Origin of the sequence: Catenuloplanes japonicus (genome assembly GCF_000717135.1) — a bacterium.
GTDB classification, from domain to species: Bacteria; Actinomycetota; Actinomycetes; order Mycobacteriales; family Micromonosporaceae; genus Catenuloplanes; species Catenuloplanes japonicus.
The window spans coordinates 99,647-118,389 of sequence record NZ_JNXY01000010.1 but is presented as its reverse complement, the minus strand read 5'-3'; the positions used below and the strand labels follow the sequence as shown (position 1 = coordinate 118,389).

The window sequence follows — 18,743 nt, the reverse complement described above, 5'->3', positions numbered from 1 at the left end:
CCGCCACCTGGGCGGCCCCTCGGCGCATCAGTTGACCGTTATCCGCAGCGGAGTGGTGTTGCGGATGTCCTGGGCGTTGTCCGCCAGGCGCAGGTTGTTGAACGTCACCGCGCCGACCGCCGGGCCCTGCCCCTGTTCCGGCAGCTCATTGGCCCAGATCCCGAAGCCGGACTTCGCGTCGAACGCGTCGCCGCTCTTCCGCGCGCCGGTGATCGAGACGTTGGTGAACACGGTGTCGGTGATCGGGTTGACCGGCTGGCCACCGATGTACTGCGTCTGGAACATGATGCCGCTGTAGGTCGGGTCGACGATGTCGACGTCGCTGACCCGGATGCCCTGGAAGACCTTCGAGGCGGAGAAGACCCAGATCGCGGGGAACGTCTGCTGTCCCCAGAAGTGGCCGCCGGCCCGGACGATCGAGATGTTCTCGAACCGGGTGGGCGGGTCCGCGCCGAAGCCGTTCATCGGGTACCCGAAGTCCAGCGAGCTGATCGTGATGCCGGAGTACACCAGCGTGTCCGCGATGTAGATGTTGCGGAACGTGTTGGCGTACCCGCCGTAGACCGCGAGACCGGCCGCGCGCCAGGTGAGCGTGCTGGTCAGGTTCTCGAAGACGTTGTCCTTCTCGTCCGCGCCGCCCGCGTCGATGGCGGAGAACAGCGCGAAGCTGTCGTCGCCGGTGGCGCGCGCGTCGTTGTTCGAGACCAGGTTGCCGGTGCTGCCGTTGGTCATGTTGACGCCGTCCGCGAACGTGTTCCGGATCCGCGCGTTCTTGATGACCATGTTGTCCGTGTTGGCGCCCCAGTAGAGGCAGATCATGTGCTCGGCCCAGACGTTGTCGATCGTCTGGTTCGCCAGGTTGGCGAAGTCGAACACCTTGCCGGGGCCGTCGATCCGCGACGTGTAGTTGCCGAAGTACGCGAATCCGGAGAACACCGAGCCGTTCGCGCCGGCCTCGGACCGGAAGCCGATGTCCGTGTTGTCCTGGCCGGCCGGCGCCTGGAACCGGGTGAACCACGGGCCGGCGCCGACGATCCGGACCGCCTTGCCGTAGACCTGGAACTTCGACGCGGTCTGGTAGTCACCGGCCGGCAGGTAGACGCCGATCAGGTTCGCGTCCTGCCGCGCCCGGTCCAGCGCGTCCTGCACGGCCTGGTGGGTGAAGCCGGTCGGCACGGCGTACCTGGCCGTGTCCGGGTTCGGCGCGGCCGTGACCTGCTCCAGGTTGACGAAGTCGATCGCGAACGTGCCACCGTTCGCCGCGTCCTTCTGCAGCTTGATCGTGCTGCCGGCCGGGACGGTCGTGCCGAGCAGCACGTTCGCCTCGTCGTAGATGTGCCGGGGCGCGCCGGACGACGGGTTGTTGTTCGGGCCGGCCTCGTCGCCGTAGAGCCACGCGTACCGCGAGGTCAGCGTGATCGCCTTGAGGAACGTGTTGTTGACGTAGATGTTGAGCGTGGACGTGGTGCCGCCGCCACCGGGTGCGTCCGGGATCGAGAACCGGGTGACCAGCGTGTTCGTGCTGCCCCGGGTGGTCCACTGGACGTAGGAACCGGTGCTGTTCAACGTGACCGCGCGCCGCCCGGACGCCTCGCCGGCCAGGTCGCCGACCGTCCGGTTCGGACCGATCACGGCCGCGCCGCCGCCGGTGGCGCCGTCCTCGGCCTCGTACATCTCGTAGGGCATGTTCGCGCCCCGGCCGACGAACAGCGGCGTCTCACCGGTGTTGTTGGCCCGCTTGACCGCGACCTCGTTGGCGTCGTCCGCGAGCACGACGCGGACCGTCCAACGGCCGTTGGCCGCGGCCCAGGTCCCGAGCGACACCGGAGCCGTGGTGGCGCCGGCGGCGATCACACCGTTGAAAGAGCCGCTGAGGGTACGGACGACCGCGCCCGACTCGTTGAGCAGCGTCAGCGTGATCGCGTGCGCGCCGGACGCGGACGCGATCGTGCCCTGGTTGCGGATCGACACCGTGAACGTGGCCGTGCTGCCCGCGGACGGGTTGCTCGGCGACCAGGACGTGACCGCGACCAGGTCCGAGCTGGGCACCGGGCTGACCGTGAGCGTGCCGGCCAGCGTGTTGTTCTGCTCGTTCAGCTCGACGATCGCGTTCGCCTCGTCGACGCGCGCGCTCACCTGCAGCACACCGGCCGGGCGGGCGCCCAGCGACGCGGTCACGGTGGCGGAGGCGCCGGCCGCGAGCGCGCCGAGCGTGGCGGTGCCGGCCGGCGTCGTACCCACGTAGAACCGGACGGTGCTGGCCGGGGACGCGGCGGTGCCGGCGTTGCGGACCACGGCGGACGCGGTGACCGGGTCCGTCTCGACCGGCGCGGCCGGCGCGAACGTCAGGCCGGTGACCGTGAGGTCCGGGTTCGGCGCGGCGGTGCCGAAGACCTGCAGCTCCGCGACCTGCGCGCCGGACGCGCCGGTGTTGGACGTGAAGCGCAGCTGCACCTCCGCGACCGTGGCCGTGACTCCGATGGTGACCGTGTTGCCGCTCGCCGGGTCGAACGCGCGGTTCGCGGCGCCGGCCAGCGTGGTGAAGCCGGTCGCGTTCTGCGCGCGGCCGAGCACCTCGATGTTCTGGGTGCGCGCGCCCCACGCCGCGTCCGGGTTGAGCTTGACCGCGACGGAGGTGAGCGACGCGTTCGCGCCGAGCGACACGGTCAGCGTGGCCGGGTACGCGCCCGCCGCGCTCTCCCAGTAGGTGGCGACGTTCCCGTCGTTCGCGTTGGTGGCCACGAACGAATGGATCGTCGACGAGCCGGTGATCGTCCTGCCCAGCGCCAGGTTGGGGTCCTGCGGCGTGGACGTCCCCTCGCCCCAGACCTCCAGCGTGGACAGTTGCCCGGCCGGCCAGGCCGTGTTCGCCGTGATGGCCAGTCGCAGGTAGCGGACGGTCGCGGTGAGCGGGACGGTGACCGTGTTCCCGCTGCCCGGGTTGAACGTGTATCCGGTGGCGCCGGTGATCGTGGCGCCGGTCGCGCCGTCCTGCACCGCGATCGTCTGGGTGCGGGTCTCCCAGCCGGCCGGCAGCTTCAGGACCGCGCTGGTCACGGCGGAGGCGGCGCCGAGGTCGACCTGGATCCACTGTGGCCAGGCGCCGTTCGCGCTCTCCCAGTAGGAGGCCTGGTCGCCGTCGCCCGCGTTGGCGGCGGTGTAGGAGGCGTTGCTGCTGCTCGCGGTGAAGGCCCGGCCCAGGGCCAGGTTCGCGGGTGCCGCGGCGGCGGGGGTCGTCGGTACGAACAGGACGGTCGAGGTGAGCGTGACGGCGGCGGCCACCAGCGTGGCCAGTCGTTTCCTCATGGCGGTCCTTCGGTGGAGAAGGGCGACTTCTACCCATATTTCGGGTGAGGGGAGCGTGCACTGCGCCGGTGTTCCGATGATCAGTCGGGTATCCGGCGGGCTGTTGTAGAGATTTTGCAGAAGGCTGCGCCAAATGTTGCAGACGCGCTACGGCCACGTCAACGGTCGGGGATACATCGACTTCCATGCCGCGTGGAATGTGTCAGATGTCCTTAATGGGCGGTACACCCTGTCGGTCAGAAGACACCGCACACCCGTCACCGGCAGAGCCGCGCGTAGTTGACAGCGTTGGGCCGGAAGTCCGGTCCATTCGCGGCTTTCCCGGGCACCGGCCGGGTACGGACGGGTATCGACGCCCGGCGTTAGCCCGATCGGGGTAGCCCGGACAGCCGTACCGCACGCTTGAGCGCTCAATCTTCCCGCACGGACAACGGATTTCCCGTTCTCTCGATATCCGGCAGATTCTTCGTCAGCGCCACTTCGGCGCGAAAGCCACCCTCATGGGCCCGCCGGGCGCCGCGATCAGCACCGTCGCCCGGCGGGCCGCCACCACGAAGGACAGACACGTGCACCAGTTCCCACCCGCGCGCAGGCACCGCCGGCGCACCGTCAACCGGTGCCGCCCGGCAGGCCGCGCGACACGGCGGGACACGCGGCGGCCACCGGGCGCGCCGGGTTCATGAACTACCGGTAGGGGCGGGCGATGGGCTGGGGAGACACCCGTCCGTCCCTACCGGTGACACCTCGGAGGTGAGCGCGGATGCGGCACATGTACCGCTGGCGCTGGGTAGCGATGTCGGTGGCGGCCGTGGCGATGACCGCGCTGGTGGGCGGGCTGTCGATGCGAGCGGACGCGGTGACGGTCGAGCAGCGGGCCGAGCCCGCGGCGAACGGGTTCCGGTTCAGCCTGCGCAGCGAGCCGGTCGACTCGCCGGCGCCGGGCAGCACCACGCCGCTGCGCGTGCGGCTGACCAATCCGCACGACGTCCGGATCCGCATCGACGCGCTGACCGGCCGCATCGGCGAGGTGTCCGCGCCGGACTGCGCCGCGACCGCCTCGGACGTCACGATCGGACCGCACGACGGCACGCCGCGGCTGCCGGTCACGCTGGCGCCGCACGAAAGCCTGGACGTGGGGACGATCCCGGTCTCCGTGCCGGCCACGGTCTCGGCCGCCTGCCGCACCGCGGTCTACCGCTTCGTCATCACCGGGGCGGGAGTTCGTCTTCCCGTGGCGGATTCCGCCTGAAGATTCTGCGGTCAAAGACGGTTTCGCGAGATAAAATTCCCTTCACTGCGTACTGTTGCCCACGCTCTGTTACCTGCCGACACTCCCGGTCACGGGATGCGGCAGTCGCTGGAGGTACGCCGTTACGGCTCCCCGCGCCGCGCGAGCGCACGGGGAGCCGTTTTTATGCTGGAGCCCATGCAGTGGACCGACCTCGTGGACCGCGCGACCCGCATGGCGGGCGGCGCACAACGACGCATCCTGGGCCTCGCCGGTCCGCCCGGTGCCGGCAAGTCGACCGTCGCCGCACGCCTCGCCGACGCGCTGACGGGGGCGGGGGCGGCGGTCACGGTCGTACCGATGGACGGTTTCCACCTCGCGGACGCGGAGCTGCGACGGATCGGCCGGCACGCGCGCAAGGGCGCGCCGGACACGTTCGACGCCGCCGGGTACGCCGCGCTGCTGCGCCGGATCCGCGCCGAGACGGACACCACGGTCTACGCGCCGGTCTTCCGCCGCGAGATCGAGGACCCGATCGCGGGCGCGATCCCGGTGCCGCCGCAGACCCGCCTGGTGATCACCGAGGGCAACTACCTGCTGCTGCCGGACGGCGTCTGGGGCGGCGTGCGCGGGCTGCTGGACGAGGTCTGGTACCTCGATCTGGACGAGCCGGAGCGGCTGCGGCGGCTGATCGCGCGGCACATGGCGTACGGCCGGGACGAGGCCGAGGCCCGGGAGCGCTCGCTCGGCAGTGACCAGGCGAACGCGGAGCTCATCGGCGGGACGAAGAGCCGCGCCGATCTGATCGTCCCGCTGTCCTAGGTGAGTGCCCTTGCCCTGATCGATGATCCAGGCGGACGATATGCGCTCACGCTGTTCGGCTGGTAGACCAGAGTCCTCTGCCAGTCCACAATCCGACGGGAAGGCGGTCAGCCCAGTGACCCGTCGCCTGATGGCCGCGCACGCCGCGGTCATGGTCGTGCTCGGGGCCGCCGTGTTCACCCCGATCCCGGACTCCGTGGTCTTCGCGCTGATCGGGCTCACCACGGTCACCGCGATCATCGTCGGTGTGCACGTCAACGGGCCGATGCGGCGCTCGCCCTGGTGGTTCCTGGGCGCCACCGCGGCCGTCATGTCGATCGGCGACACGTTCTACGGGCAGCATCGCGAGGGCCTCGCGATGGTCGTGTCCGAGATCGCCTACCTGACGATGTTCCCGCTGATCGTGATCGGCCTGATCCAGCTGACCCGGCCGAGCGGTCTGGTCCGCGACCGGTCCCGGCTGCTGGACTGGCTCACGCTCGGCGCGTCCGCCGCGCTGCTGGCCTGGGTGCTGATCATCAGCCCGGCCATGCGCCGCGAGGACGTGGACACCACCGGCGCGGCCACCCACTCGCTCGGCTGCCTGTTCCTGCTGCTGGCGACCGTGGGGCTGACCATCAACACCCGGCTCAGCGCGTCCGTCACGCTGCTCGCGGTCGGCGCGGGCGGGCTGCTCTTCGGCGACGCCGCCTGGCTGATCATGTCGGTGCAGGGCGACGGCTGGCCGGACGGGAGCCCGTTCGAGCTCGCCTACCTGCTGTTCTACATCGCCTGGGGGCAGGCGGCGCTGCACCCGTCGATGTCCCGGCTGACCTCACCACCCGCGACCGAGCCCGGCGACATGCGCCTGGCGTGGAAGGTGCTGCTCGGGCTGTCCGTGCTGGTCCCCCCGGTCGTGCTCCTGGTCGAGACGCTGCGCGGCACGGTGACGGACGGCCTGATGATCGCCGCGATCGCCACGGTCATCTACGGCGCGGTCTTCGCCCGGCTCTTCGACGCGGTGGAGAAGCACCGGCGGCTCCTCGCCCGGGAACGGCACCTGCGCGAGATCTGCGGCGCGCTCGTCGCCGCGGCCGGACCGGACGAGGTGGACACCGCTATCCGGGAGGCGCTCGGCTCACTGCTGAAGGACGCGGAGCACACGGTCGTGCTGAGCGTGAACCGGGCGAGCAGCGTGTGGGGGCCGGGGATGCCGGCGCCGTACCCGGTGCCGACCCCGGCCGCGGCACGACGCACCCGGCTGCTGAAGACGCACGCGCTGCACCCCGCGCTCGCGGAGCAGCTCGGCAGCCTGCCCGGCACGCTGGTCTGCCCGCTGGTGCTGGACGACTCCGCGGTCGGGCCGCCCAGGGTCGGCGCGCTCTTCGTCTCCGCCGACATCCACGTGCTGGAGTCGCTGCAGGACAGCATCGAGGTGGTCGCGGTCCAGGCCACGCTGGCGCTGGAGCGGATCTTCCTGACCGACGAGGTGACCCGCCGCGAGTCCGACCAGTACGTCTCCGCCGTCGTCCAGAACACCAGCGACGTGGTGCTGATCGTCGACGAGGCGGACCGGATCCGGTACTACTCGCCGTCGCTGCCCACGGTGCTCGGCGTCCGGCCCAGGGTGTTCGGCACGCTCGCCGACCTGGTACAGCCGGACGACCGGCCCCAGGTGAACCGCACGTTCGAGCTGGCCCGCGGCTCCGGGCGGGAAGAGGGCGTCCGCGAGGAGTGGAGCCTGCTGCGCGAGGACGGCAGCCGCATCGTGCTCGACGTCAGCTGCCGTGACCTGCGCGCGGACCGGCTGGTCCGCGGTTACGTGCTGACGCTGTGCGACGCGGCCGGCCGCCACCGCAAGGAGCAGGCGCTCATCCAGCGCGCGCTGCTCGACTCGGCGCCGGGCAAGAACCGGCGCTCCGTCACGAACCGGTTCAAGTAGCGTCCCGCTCCGGGTGGGCCCGGCCCTGCAGGTACAGCACCGTGCTGTCGTCGCGGTGGGCGCCGGTGCTGCCGACGTGCTTGTCGCCGATCACCGGGCCGTTCCTGATCACGTGCACCAGCGCCATGGCATGGCCGCGGCCGAGCCCATGGTCGTCCTTGAGCCAGAGCACGATCTCCGCGGTACGGGTGTCCGCTCCGTAACCCCGCTCGTGCGCCTCGGCGAGGAGCGCGGCCGGCGTCCGGCCGGTCTTGACCTCGATCGCGTCCAGGTAGGCCTGGAATGACATGACTGCTCCTGGTGGTCAGAGCTGCTCGGCCCGGCCGAGCAGCAGGTCCCGTTCCCGGGCGTTCGTGGCGAGCCCGGCCGCATGCCGGAACTCACGCCGCGCCTCCGCGTGCCGTCCGAGCCGGGACAGCAACTCGGCGCGCACGCTCGGCAGATGATGGTGGCCGCGCAGGCCCGGCAGCGCCGCGAGCTCGTCCGCCAGGCGCAGGCCCACGTCCGGCCCGGCGTGCATGCCGTGGGCGACCGCGCGGTTCAGCAGCACGATGGGCGAGGCCGTCAGGTGGGCCAGCGCGTCGTACAGGCCGGCGATCGTGGCCCAGTCCGTGTCCCGCACGCTCGCCGCCCGCGCGTGACAGGCCGCGATGGCGGCCTGCAGCGTGTACGGGCCGGGCGGCCCGGCGGACAGCGCGCGCCCGAGCGCCTCGGTCCCCCGGCGGATCGCGTCCCGGTCGAAACGACCCCGGTCCTGCTGCTCCAGCAGCACGGCCGCGCCGTCACCGTCGGTGCGCGCGCCGGCCCTGGAGGACTGCAGCCACATCAGCGCCAGCAGCCCGGACGCCTCCGGCTCGTCCGGGAACAGCGTGGTCACCAGCCGCCCCAGGCGGATGGCCTCGTCACACAGCGCCGGCCGCATCCAGTCCTCGCCGGCGGTCGCGGCATAGCCCTCGGTGAAGACCAGGTAGACGACGTTCATCACCGTCGGCAGCCGCTGCCGGCGCGCGGCCGGGCCGGGCAGGTCGAACGGCTCCCCGTCATCGGCCGTGGTCGTGCGGGCCACCCACGCCAGCGTGGTCCTGGCCCGGGTGATCCGCCGGGCCACCGTGTCCTCCGGCACGAGGAACGCGCGGGCGATCTCCCGGGACGTGAGGCCGCCGACCAGCCGCAGCGTGAGCGCGACCTGCGACTCGGTGGTCAGCGCCGGATGGCAGGTCAGGAGCATCAGGCGCAGCGTGTCGTCGTCGACCGTGTCGACCTCCGGCATCTGCTCCTCCTCCCTCGACGCGGTCCGTAACTCGTGGGCGATCCGGGTCTCGGCCCGTTCGTGCCGCTCCGCGCGGCGGAAGTGGTCGACGGCACGGCGACGGGCGACGGCCATCAGCCAGGCAGCCGGGTTCTCCGGGACACCGGCGGACGGCCACTGCTCCAGGGCCGCCACCATGGCGTCGTGCGCGAGATCCTGTGCCAGATCGGCGTCGCGGGTCAGCCGGAGCAGCCCGCCGACGAGCCGCGCGGACTGCTCCCGCCAGACGGCCGCAACGACCTCATCCGCACTCCCCATCCGCCGATCACAGCAGCCCCGCCACCACCCCGGCAAGGCGCCCCGCGCATCCCTTGCCGCGCGGCTCGGTCAGCACGGGGCGGCTCTGGTCAGCGCGGGGGTGGCTCTGCCGCGCGGAGCGGCTCCGGTCAGCGTGGCGGCGGCTCTGCCGCGCGGGAGCGGCTCCGGGCAGCGCGGGGCAGCTCCGGGCAGCGTGGCGGCGGCTCTGCCGCGCGGAGCGGCTCCGGGCAGCGCGGGGCGGCTCCGGGCAGCGTGGCGGCGGCCCTGCTGCGCGGAGCGGCTCCGGGCAGCGCGGAGCGGCTCCGGGCAGCGCGGGGCGGCTCCGGGCAGCGTGGCGGCGGCTCTGCCGCGCGGAGCGGCTCCGGTCAGCGCGGGGGTGGCTCCGCGATCTGCCGGATCTCGGAGGCGCCCTCCCAGCCGGGCCAGTGGTCCACGTGCAGTTGCACGAACTCCGTCGCCATCGCAATGGCCTCGTCGCGTGAGCCGACCTTGAAGACGGCGTAGCCGCCGATCAGTTCGGTGGCCTCGGTGAACGGGCCGTGGGTGACGACGATGCCACCGGTGGTGGCTCGCACCTCCACCCCGGCGGAGCTGGGCAGAAGACCTCCGGTGGTGATGAGCCTGCCGCTCGCGGCGACGCCGGCGATGTAGGCGCCCATCGCCTCGTAGAAGTCCGGCGGAGGCGGCCCCGCGTCCTCGCGCATCTTCAGCATGGTCATGAACTGCATGAACTGTCTCCCATGTCTCGGCTCCCGGTCCGCTGTCACCCCTGCGTCGCGCTCGCCCTGCCGATCCGGACATCGGCCGCCCGGAAATTTTTACAACGCCCGGCATCGGCCGCGGAGCCGATCCGTCCAGATTCGCTGCGCCGACATTCCGTGACCGTGCGAGGGCTTTAAATGCCGAAATTTCGGGCGCGCAGCGCCCGGATCGGGAGGGACCCGGGCGAGAACGGACACGGCACGAGAGCAGGCACAACCCGATGACAGCACGGCCCAAGAGCGGGCGCGGCACGAGAGCAGCGCGGCACGAGAGCAGACGCTACACAAGAGCCGCGCGGCACGAGAGCAGCGCGGCACGAGAGCAGCGCGGCACGAGAGCAGACGCTGCACAAGAGCCGCGCGGCACGAGAGCAGCGCGGCACGAGAGCGGCGCGGGCCCGGCGCAGGTCGTGATCAACGGGCGCTGTACGCCCGAAATTTCAGTAGATAGCGCCCGCCGGGCTGCTGCGACCCGTCCTTGCGGCCGGAGGCTCTGGCGTGACGGGAGGTAGCGCGCCCTGCTGGGGTTGCTTTGTTCGTGCGGCCACGGACCTGGCAGGGAGGCCGCCTGCGGCCGACCGGTGTCGCCGGGAGGCCTCGGCAGGTGATGTGAGACCAAATCGGCATATATGTTGTCTTGTCCGCCGCAGGCGGCCTGGCCTCGGCACGCTGCTCCCGATCACGCCGGTCGTGGCCCGCCGTGATCGGGCTTGCGTTACGTGCCGGAGGGCGCGACCCGGAGGGTTTCGCGGGGCGGGCAGGCCGTCCGCGGGTCCTCAGGTGAGGCGGGAGACTGCCTCGGCGATGCGCTCGTCGGAGGCGGTCAGGGCGACCCGGACGTGCTTCGCGCCGACGGGGCCGTAGAAGCTGCCGGGGGCGACCAGGATGCCGCGGTCGGCCAGCCAGGCGACCGTGTCCCAGCAGTCCTCGTCGCGGGTGGCCCACAGGTAGAGGCCGGCCTCGGAGTGGGAGATGGCGAAGCCTGCCTTGATCAGTGCGGGGTGCAGCAGCTCGCGTCGGGCGGCGTAGCGGGCGCGCTGGGCGGCCACGTGGGTCTCGTCGCCGAGTGCGGCGGTCATCGCGTCCTGCACGGGCTCGGGCACGATCATGCCGGCGTGCTTGCGCACGGCCAGCAGCTCGGACACGATCTCCGGGTCGCCGCCGAGGAAGCCGCCGCGGTACCCGGCCAGGTTCGACCGCTTGGAGAGCGAGTGCACGGCGAGCACGCCGCGGTAGCTGTCGCCGCGGACCTCGGGCGAGAGCACGGAGACCGGCTCGGCCTCCCAGCCGAGCGGGAGGTAGCACTCGTCGCTGGCCACGATCGCGCCGCGCTCGCGCGCCCAGTCCACGACCTTGCGCAGGTGCGCGGCCGGGAGGACCCGGCCGGTCGGGTTGGACGGGGAGTTGATCCAGATCAGCCGGACCCGCTGCGGGCCGAGTGCGGTGAGCGAGTCGGCGCGGACCACGGTGGCGCCGGCGAGCTGGACGCCCACCTCGTAGGTCGGGTAGCCGACCTCCGGGATGACCACGGTGTCGCCGGGGCCGAGGCCGAGCAGCGTCGGCAGCCACGCGACCAGCTCCTTGGAGCCGATCGTGGGCAGCACGCCGAGGCCGGGCAGGCCGGCGCCGCAGGTGGCGGCGAACCAGTCCGTGATCGCGGTACGCAACCGCGGGTTACCGGCGGTGAGAGGGTATCCGGGCGCGTTCGAACCCGCGGCCAGTGCGTCGCGCACGACCGCGGGAACGGGGTCGACCGGCGTGCCGATCGACAGGTCCACGAGCCCGCCGGCGTGTGCGGCCGCCGTGGTCTTCGCCGGGACCAGCTGGTCCCAGGGGAAGTCCGGCAGCCGCGCCGCGAGCCCGACCGGCCGGATCGCCGGGGCGCTCAGTGTCCCTCGCCGCGCGGCGCGAGGCCGGCGACGAACGGGTCGTCCTTGTCGATCTTGCCGACCTTGGAGGCGCCACCGGGCGAGCCCTGGTCCTCGAAGAACCGGTAGTTCGCGGTGGTGTAGTCCTTCCACTGCTCCGGCACGTCGTCCTCGTAGAAGATGGCCTCGACCGGGCAGACCGGCTCGCACGCACCGCAGTCCACGCACTCATCCGGGTGGATGTAGAGCATGCGGTTGCCCTCGTAGATGCAGTCGACCGGGCACTCCTCGATGCATGCCTTGTCCAGGACATCGACGCAGGGCTCGGCGATGATGTAGGTCACGGGTCACTCCTGTCGAAGACCACGCCGCTTGCTTTACAACCCACGGCGCATAAGAGCCTAGTATCTCGCCGGGGAGGGGGTCGATCGTGCTCCGTAGGCAGGATGTGGGACACCGAGTTGTAGTGCGGCGAATTGTCGGATCTCGCGGTGGTCGAACGCTCTTTTCGGACTCTCTCGGCGAACTCGTGGCGCTGAGCGAGACCGAACTCACGATAGCGACCGCCGCCGGCACCGTCCGCGTCCCCCTCGACGAGGTGCACCGGGCCAAGCGCGTACCGCCCACCCGGCGGCCCACGGCGGCGGACATGATCGCCTCCGAGCTGGCCGCGAACGAGGCCTGGCCGGCGCCGATCCAGGAGTCGCAGGGCGGCTGGCTGCTGCGCGCGGCCGGCGGGTGGACCGGGCGGGCCAACTCCGCGCTGCCGATCGGCGACCCGGACCGGCCGCTGCCGGCCGCGGTCGACGCGGTCGAGGCGTGGTACCGGGCGCACGGCCTGCCGCCCCGGATGAACGTGCCGCTGCCGCTGGCCGCGCCGGTCAACGCGGAGCTGGACGCACGCGGCTGGGAGACCGCGCCGCTGGTGCTGTTCCAGACCGCGCAGGTCGCGGCGATCCTGGAGGCGGCACCGGAACGACACGACCTTCCCGCGGTACGGCGACGGGAGCGGATCAGCGACGCCTGGCTCGCGGTCACGGCCGCCCGCAAGGGCACGCCGCCGCCGGTCGCCCGCCAGATCCTGACCGCGGTGCCGGAGACCGCGTTCCTGGAGGTCTACGGCGACGACGGCACGCCGGTCGCGATCACGCGCGCCACCGTGACCGGCAACGGCGAGTGGCTCGGCATCTCGCTGCTGGACGTGCTGCCGGAGCACCGGCGGCGCGGGCTGGGCTCACACCTGGTGCGGGCCGCGGCGCAGTGGGGGCAGGAGGTGGGCGCGCGGCGCGCGTTCCTCCAGGTGGAGGAGCAGAACACGGCTGCGGTCGCGCTCTACGGGCGGCTCGGGTTCGGCACGCATCACACGTACCTCACCCGTACCGCTGCGTCGTGATTGTGATCTTGATCTTTCTAGCGCCGGATGGTGGTGCGGCGGTTGCGGACCGGGCGCGCGGACGCCAGGCGGGACTCCTGGTAGCGCTTGAGCGACTGTGAGCGGTAGTCCCAGCCCAGCACCATCAGCACCAGGTAGCCGAGCACGGCGCCGCCGATCGTGAAGCCCAGGTAGAGCCAGATCTGGGCGAAGAACGAGCCGGCACCGTTGGTGAACGGCGTGTCGCCGTTGATGAACGGGCCGACCAGCACGGTCAGCAGCATTCCGGCCGCGATGATCGCGGCCACGTCGCCACTCCACGAGTCCAGCGGGCGGCCCCGGCCCCAGCGGAAGGCCAGCACGCCCGTCACCAGGCCGACCGCGACGAACATGGCGGTCGAGACCCAGTCCTGCGCGCTCGCGTCGTCGCCGATCGCGAACTCCCCGACCAGCCGGGCGATCACGTTGATCAGAAACAGCACACCGGCGAGCACGCCAACCGGCAGCCAGCGGTTCCTCATCGTCACACTCTCCTCCCCGCGAGGCCGGACCAGCTCACGGCCTCGTTCCGCAGATGATGCGGGGCTGTGGATCATAGGTCCAGCGCAGCTTCTCGCGCTTCGATTCCTTGCCGTCCTTGCGGAAGATACGCCACGCCTCTTGGGAGAAGCCTGGAGAACCTTCGTCGAATGCGCAGTCCGGGCCGGGCGTCTCGTACGTCACCGGCGGCTCCACGATGTCAGACCGGCGCCCGTAGTCGATCCGGACCGAGTCGTGCACGCGCGTGCCCCAGAGCGTCACCGTGATCACCCGGCCGTAGGAGCGCACGTCGACCAGCACGCCGTACGGCGTGTCGTTGCGGAACCGCAGGTCCTGGTCGGGCGCGGCGGTCGCCTCGGCCACGGCCGGCAGGTACGCCCGGTAGGTCGTGTGCGGCCGGTGCTCCACGTCCTCCAGCCCGGCCGTGAACGCGGCGTGGAACAGCGTGGCGGCCAGTTGCGGCGACGAGTCCCGCCCCGCGGTCCGGTGCAGCGAGAACGTGTCGCCGGGCCGGATCAGCGCGCCGTCCAGCCGCTCGGCCGCGGCCGGGTCGAGATCGCCGTCCGGGCCGCTCGTGGTGAACGTGGCCAGCTGCTCCGTGACGCCCAGCTTCGTGATGTCCTCGGTGCTGACCACCGGTTCCGTCTCGGTGAACGTGGCCGTGATCGTGCGCGCGCCGGACCTCGGCAGCGACTCGAGCAGGTCGCGGGCGAGCGCGCCGGTGTCCACGGTCCGGCCGGTGCGGCTCCCGGTGATCCGCGGCCAGCCGTCGTCCGCGCTGACCGAGGCCTCGCGCACCGTCGTCTCCAGCCGGGAGAGCGTCTCGCCCAGGCCCGCGCGCAGCAGCTTCTCGTCGATGCGCGGCGTGAGCGGGTCGCCGGCGAAGACCAGGCTCCGCGCGATCACCGCGGGCGGGACGTCGAAGCCGCCCCGGTCCACCGTGACCCGGACCTTCGACGCGACCGCGGGCACGGCCAGCTCCGTCACCAGCCGGTCGATCTCCTCGCGCGTGGTGACCGGCGTGGTCTCGGTCAGCGCGACGTGCGGCACGTCCTTGCGCGCCCAGGCGGACGCGACCTCCTTGGCCGCGGCGCGCGCGTCGATCGCCCGGCCCGGCTCCGGGTAGACCGGCCGCGGCGTGGTGCCGTCGAACGTGATCGCGGGCGCGGTGCCGGGCGAGGCCAGCCGGGCCTTGAGCGCGGCGGCCTGCAGCACGTCGTAGAGCTTCCGCTCGTCGACCGTGACGACCGGCGTGACGCTCTCGAAGCCGATCAGCCGGCCGCCCCGGGTCGCGGCCGCGACCGAGGCCGGGACGTCCACGGACAGGCCGATCGCCTCCGGGTCGGTCCGGACGATCTCGCGGCCGGCCAGCGAGATGATGAACGGCTCGCTCAGCCGGTGCGACGCACTGAGCCGCTCGTGCGCCTGTGCCTCGGTCAGGCCGCCCAGGTCGACGCCGAGCACGCTGGTGCCGCGCGGCACGTCACCGCGCGCGGCCCAGGCGACCCCGCCGCCGCCCACCAGCACGGCCGCGACCAGCACGCCGGCCAGCGCGGTGGGCCAGCGGCGCGGTGAGTGCGCGTCCGGGAGGTGCTCGGTCATCCGCAGGACGTCCGGCAACGGGCCGGGCGCGTCACCGGCGATGCGGGCGAACCGCACGGTGGCGGCGTCGTCGAACTCGGTCACGGTCGTCACCTCGGGTGCAGTGGATCAGCCCGCGCAATGCTGCCTGCGCGACATGACGAACCGGTAACGTTTTCCCAGCTCAGCTGCGCTGCGTCGGCAGAATCATGCGATACGCGACGATCGCGAACGCCATCGAGCCGGTGAAGATCGTGGCGAGCCCGACCCAGTTGTTCCCGGCGAGCAGGATGTCGCCCTCGGCCGTGCTGCCCGCCGACACCATCAGTACGGCGAACCAGGTGAGCGCCGGCAGCGCCACCGCCCACTTCGCGCCGGTCGTGCGGTGCGCGAAGTCGGCCAGCGCCACGTTCGCCACCACGGCGACCAGCGCGGACACGCCGATCAGGAAGCCGCCCACGCGCAGCGGCGTGAAGAAGACCTCCAGCACCGCGGTCACCACCGCGGCCAGCACCACCACGATGCCGCCGAGCACGCGCAGCGTCAGGTCGGTGACGGTCATGCCCTTGGCCGCCGGCAGCGGCTCCAGCCACTCCGGGTCGATCTCCAGCGCCGGGACCTTGTGCGGGTACGGCGAGGGGGGCGGTGCGCTCACCGGTCCACGAGCGCTTTCGCCTCGGACGTGACCCCCGCGAACAGGCAGCTCTCCCAGCCGTGCGGGCCGTCGCCGGGGCCGCGCTCGCCGTAGGCCAGCGTGTAGAACTCCACGCCCATGAACTCGCCGCCGAAGTTGCCCGCGATCGAGTAGAGCCACGAGTCCAGCGGGATCTGGCTGGCGTGCGCCTTCATGGCCGCGACCTTCGCGTCCGCGGAGTCGGTGGCGTCGATCCGGGCCGCGATCTCCGCGTCGGAGGAGCCGAACGGCAACTCGTCCGGCGCCTCGATGCCGGAGAACGGGTTGCCGGTGCTCTGGCCGAACTCCGCGATCCCGGCCGCCAGTACGCTGCGCGGCATCGCCTGGAAGTAGACCTTCTCCGGGCCGAAGCCCTGCTCGCGGGCCAGCTCGCAGGCGCGCATGGTGACCCGGTGCGCCTGGATGTGGTCCGGGTGGCCGTAGAAGCCGTTGTCGTCGTAGGTCACCACGACCTGCGGGCGCGTCTCCCGCATGATCTCGACCAGGAAGCCGGCCGCGGTGTCCAGATCCGCCTGCCAGAACGCGCGCGGATGCGCATTGGTCGGCAGGCCCATCATGCCGGAGTCGCGGTAGCGCCCGGCGCCGCCGAGGAACCGCCGGTCGGTCACGCCCAGGGCCGCACAGGCGCCGTTGAGCTCGGCGACGCGGTAACCGCCGAGCTGGTCGGCCGCGTCCGCCGCGAGCCCGATCAGCTCGGGCAGGTGGATCTCGCCCTCTTCGCCGAGCGTGCAGGTCACGAGCGTCACGTGGGTGCCGGTCGCCGCGTAGTGGGCCATGGTCGCGCCGGTCCCGATCGACTCGTCGTCGGGGTGGGCATGCACCAGCAGAAGGGCTTGCTCCGTCACCCGGGACACTTTACGCGCCGTCCCGCCCCATCCCGAAACAGCCCAAAAGCGATTATGCGAACCCCTGGCTGCGAATTCTGGAGGATGATCGGACAGTGGACTATCCAGAGCTCGCCGCCCGGACCCGCCGGTTCACCAACGGAAGCCCGCTCTCGGTCAGCGTCGCGGGCGACGGTGGCCGGGTCGTCTTCGTCCGCTCCGGCGGCGCCGAGGACCCGGCCGGGCGCCTCTGGATGCTGGACGCGGCCACCGGCGAGGAGCGCCTGGTCGCGGAGCCGGTCGAGCTGACCGGTGATCCGCACGAGGGCATCACGTCGTACGCGCTGGACCGCCACGGGCGCATCGCCGCGTTCACCGTCGCCGGGCGGCTGTTCCGTGCCGACCTGATCAACGGCGACGTGGTCGAGGTGGCCACCGCGGGCCCGGCCGTCGACCCGCGGCCCGACCCGGCCGGCGAGCGGATCGCGTACCTGACCGCGCACCCCGGGCTGACCGACCGCGGCGAGCCGGTCGCCACCACCGCACTGCACATCGTGGAGCCGGACGGCACCGACGTGATGCTGGCCGGCGAGCGGGACAGCAACGGCACCGTGGCCTGGGGCGCGATCGACTACCTGGCCGGCGAGGCGTTCGACCGCGGGCGCGGGTACTGGTGGTCGCCGGACGGGCGGACCGTGATGGCCGCGCGGGTGGACACGTCCCGGCTCCCCCGCCTCTACCTGCACGATCCGGTGGATCCGGGCGAGCCGGCGCCGAGCCTGGCCTACCCGCGCGCCGGTGGGCCGAACCCGCAGGTCAGCCTGCACCTGCTGGATCTCGACGGCGGGTGGGTGGACGTGCACTGGGACCGGGAGACGTACCCCTACCTGGTCTCGGTCCGCTGGCAGGACGGCGGCCCGCTGATCGCGGTACTGCGCCGCCTGCAGCAGCACGGGCTGGTGCTCTCCGTCGACCCGCGCACCGGCGAGACGCAGGTGCACGCGGAGCTGACCGACCCGCGCTGGGTGGAGCCGATCGACGGCACGCCCTGCCACCTCCCGGACGGCCGGGTGCTGGTCGGCGGCGAGCTGGCCCACGACGGGTACGACGCCCGCTGCCTCTTCGCGGACGGCAGCCTGCTCACCCCTCCCTCGCTCTACGTGCGCCGCGTGGTCGGCCCGGTCTCGGGCGGCGCGGACCTGCTGGTCGAGGGCACCGACGGCGAACCGTCCGAGCAGCACGTCTACCGGGTCCGGGGCGCGCTCGGCGCCGGTGGCATGGAGGCGCGGCGGATCACCACGGAGCCGGGCTGGCACGTCGCGGCCTCGGGTGGCGGGCTGCTGGCGATCGGGCGGCTGTCGCTGGACCACGCCGGGACACAGTGGTCGGTCTGGCGCGGTGAGACCCGGATCGGCGGGCTGGCCTCGCTCGCGGCCACGCCGCCGTTCGCGCCGCGCCCCGCGCTGGAACGGGTCACCGACCGCCGGCTGCCGGCCGCGGTGGTCTACCCGCGTCAGCACGTGAGCGGCCGGCGGCTGCCGGTGCTGCTGGACGTCTACGGCGGTCCGGGCCGGCAGGAGGTGCTGTCCGCGCGCGCCTGGTGGCTGGAGCGGCAGTGGTGGGCGGACGCCGGCTTCGCCGTCGTGACGATCGACAACAGGGGTACGCCCGGCGTCGCGCCCAGCTTCGAGAAGGTGGTGCACCGGCGGCTGGCCGACATCGCGCTGACCGACCAGATCGACGCGCTCGGCGCACTCGGCGAGAAGCACCCGGACCTGGATCCGCACCGGGTCGCGGTACGTGGCTGGGCGCTCGGCGGCTGGCTGGCCGCGCTCGCGGTGCTGCGCCGGCCGGACGTGTTCGCCTGCGGCGTGGCCCGGACGCCGCTGGCCGACTGGTCGCTGCACAACACCGCGTTCGCGGAGCGGTACCTGGGCCTGCCGGACGACGAGGTCTACGCGCACCACAACCTGGTCGAGATCGCGGCGGAGCCGCCGGTCCGCCCCTCGGACGCGCGGCCGTTGCTGCTGGTCCACGGCATGGCGGACGATTCGATCATCGCGGCGCACACGCTGCGGCTGTCGGCCGCGATGGTGGCGGCCGGGCGCCCGCACGCGGTGCTGCCGCTGTCCGGCGTGGCGCGGCTGGCCGGGGACGGCGTGGCGGAGCGGTTGCTGCCGCTGGAGCTGGACTTCGTCCGCCGGCACCTGCCGGCCTGACTCGGGCTCTGGCTTTCTCGCGTACGAGTGCTGTACTGGG

Annotated in this window: 15 protein-coding genes; 5 read left to right on the top strand and 10 right to left on the bottom strand. The window is 72.4% G+C overall.

The features are described from left to right. Positions 1 to 27 precede the first annotated feature (27 nt). Positions 28 to 3,306 carry a galactose-binding domain-containing protein gene (locus OP04_RS17760; protein ID WP_033340819.1) on the bottom strand — a complete coding sequence of 1,093 codons (3,279 nt, stop codon included), beginning with the start codon at positions 3,304 to 3,306 and terminating at the stop codon, positions 28 to 30. Positions 3,307 to 4,066: 760 nt separating this feature from the next. Between OP04_RS17760 and OP04_RS17755 the strand changes: the two genes are divergently transcribed. The 3 genes from OP04_RS17755 (at position 4,067) to OP04_RS17745 (ending at position 7,277) form a co-directional block, all read left to right on the top strand. Beyond that, on the top strand, positions 4,067 to 4,555 hold the full coding sequence (locus OP04_RS17755) for a hypothetical protein (RefSeq protein WP_157239957.1): 489 nt from the start codon (positions 4,067 to 4,069) through the stop codon (positions 4,553 to 4,555). Between the two features lie 177 nt (positions 4,556 to 4,732). After that, entirely contained in the window at positions 4,733 to 5,356 is a 624-nt protein-coding gene (locus OP04_RS17750; protein WP_033340881.1) for a nucleoside/nucleotide kinase family protein, read from the top strand. A 115-nt stretch (positions 5,357 to 5,471) separates the two neighbouring features. Then, positions 5,472 to 7,277, top strand: a complete 1,806-nt coding sequence (locus OP04_RS17745; protein WP_157239954.1) for a PAS domain S-box protein — start codon at positions 5,472 to 5,474, stop codon at positions 7,275 to 7,277. Here the strand turns inward: OP04_RS17745 and OP04_RS17740 are convergent. The 5 genes from OP04_RS17740 to fdxA form a co-directional block, all read right to left on the bottom strand. Further along, complete coding sequence (locus OP04_RS17740) at positions 7,270 to 7,566, bottom strand: DUF4287 domain-containing protein (RefSeq protein WP_033340816.1); 297 nt, start codon at positions 7,564 to 7,566, stop codon at positions 7,270 to 7,272. The genes OP04_RS17745 and OP04_RS17740 overlap by 8 nt on opposite strands. A 15-nt stretch (positions 7,567 to 7,581) precedes the next feature. Beyond that, positions 7,582 to 8,844, bottom strand: coding sequence for an RNA polymerase sigma factor (locus tag OP04_RS17735; RefSeq protein WP_033340815.1), 1,263 nt, complete (start codon positions 8,842 to 8,844; stop codon positions 7,582 to 7,584). Between the two features lie 365 nt (positions 8,845 to 9,209). Beyond that, entirely contained in the window at positions 9,210 to 9,572 is a 363-nt protein-coding gene (locus tag OP04_RS17730) for a YciI family protein (protein WP_033340814.1), read from the bottom strand. Positions 9,573 to 10,381: 809 nt separating this feature from the next. After that, entirely contained in the window at positions 10,382 to 11,479 is a 1,098-nt protein-coding gene (gene dapC, locus OP04_RS17725; RefSeq protein ID WP_033340880.1) for a succinyldiaminopimelate transaminase, read from the bottom strand. A gap of 11 nt (positions 11,480 to 11,490) precedes the next feature. Then, positions 11,491 to 11,817, bottom strand: coding sequence for a ferredoxin (gene fdxA / locus OP04_RS17720; RefSeq protein ID WP_033340813.1), 327 nt, complete (start codon positions 11,815 to 11,817; stop codon positions 11,491 to 11,493). Between the two features lie 86 nt (positions 11,818 to 11,903). Between fdxA and OP04_RS17715 the strand changes: the two genes are divergently transcribed. Then, positions 11,904 to 12,866, top strand: a complete 963-nt coding sequence (locus OP04_RS17715; RefSeq protein ID WP_033340812.1) for a GNAT family N-acetyltransferase — start codon at positions 11,904 to 11,906, stop codon at positions 12,864 to 12,866. Between the two features lie 17 nt (positions 12,867 to 12,883). Here OP04_RS17715 and OP04_RS17710 read toward each other — a convergent pair whose 3' ends face one another. The 4 genes from OP04_RS17710 to mshB all read right to left on the bottom strand — a co-directional run bounded on the left by OP04_RS17710 (position 12,884) and on the right by mshB (position 16,505). Beyond that, positions 12,884 to 13,366: a hypothetical protein gene (locus tag OP04_RS17710; RefSeq protein WP_033340811.1), complete on the bottom strand. Its 483-nt coding sequence runs from the start codon at positions 13,364 to 13,366 to the stop codon at positions 12,884 to 12,886. 34 nt (positions 13,367 to 13,400) lie between these two features. Continuing rightward, positions 13,401 to 15,071, bottom strand: coding sequence for a VanW family protein (locus tag OP04_RS17705; protein WP_157239952.1), 1,671 nt, complete (start codon positions 15,069 to 15,071; stop codon positions 13,401 to 13,403). 79 nt (positions 15,072 to 15,150) lie between these two features. Beyond that, positions 15,151 to 15,621 carry a hypothetical protein gene (locus tag OP04_RS17700; RefSeq protein WP_051798195.1) on the bottom strand — a complete coding sequence of 157 codons (471 nt, stop codon included), beginning with the start codon at positions 15,619 to 15,621 and terminating at the stop codon, positions 15,151 to 15,153. Beyond that, complete coding sequence (gene mshB, locus OP04_RS17695; RefSeq protein ID WP_408606763.1) at positions 15,618 to 16,505, bottom strand: N-acetyl-1-D-myo-inositol-2-amino-2-deoxy-alpha-D-glucopyranoside deacetylase; 888 nt, start codon at positions 16,503 to 16,505, stop codon at positions 15,618 to 15,620. The genes OP04_RS17700 and mshB overlap by 4 nt, the downstream gene beginning before the upstream one ends. Before the next feature lie 95 nt (positions 16,506 to 16,600). Here mshB and OP04_RS17690 point away from each other — a divergent pair, with 95 nt between their 5' ends. Then, positions 16,601 to 18,703, top strand: coding sequence for a S9 family peptidase (locus OP04_RS17690; protein WP_033340809.1), 2,103 nt, complete (start codon positions 16,601 to 16,603; stop codon positions 18,701 to 18,703). Positions 18,704 to 18,743 lie beyond the last annotated feature (40 nt).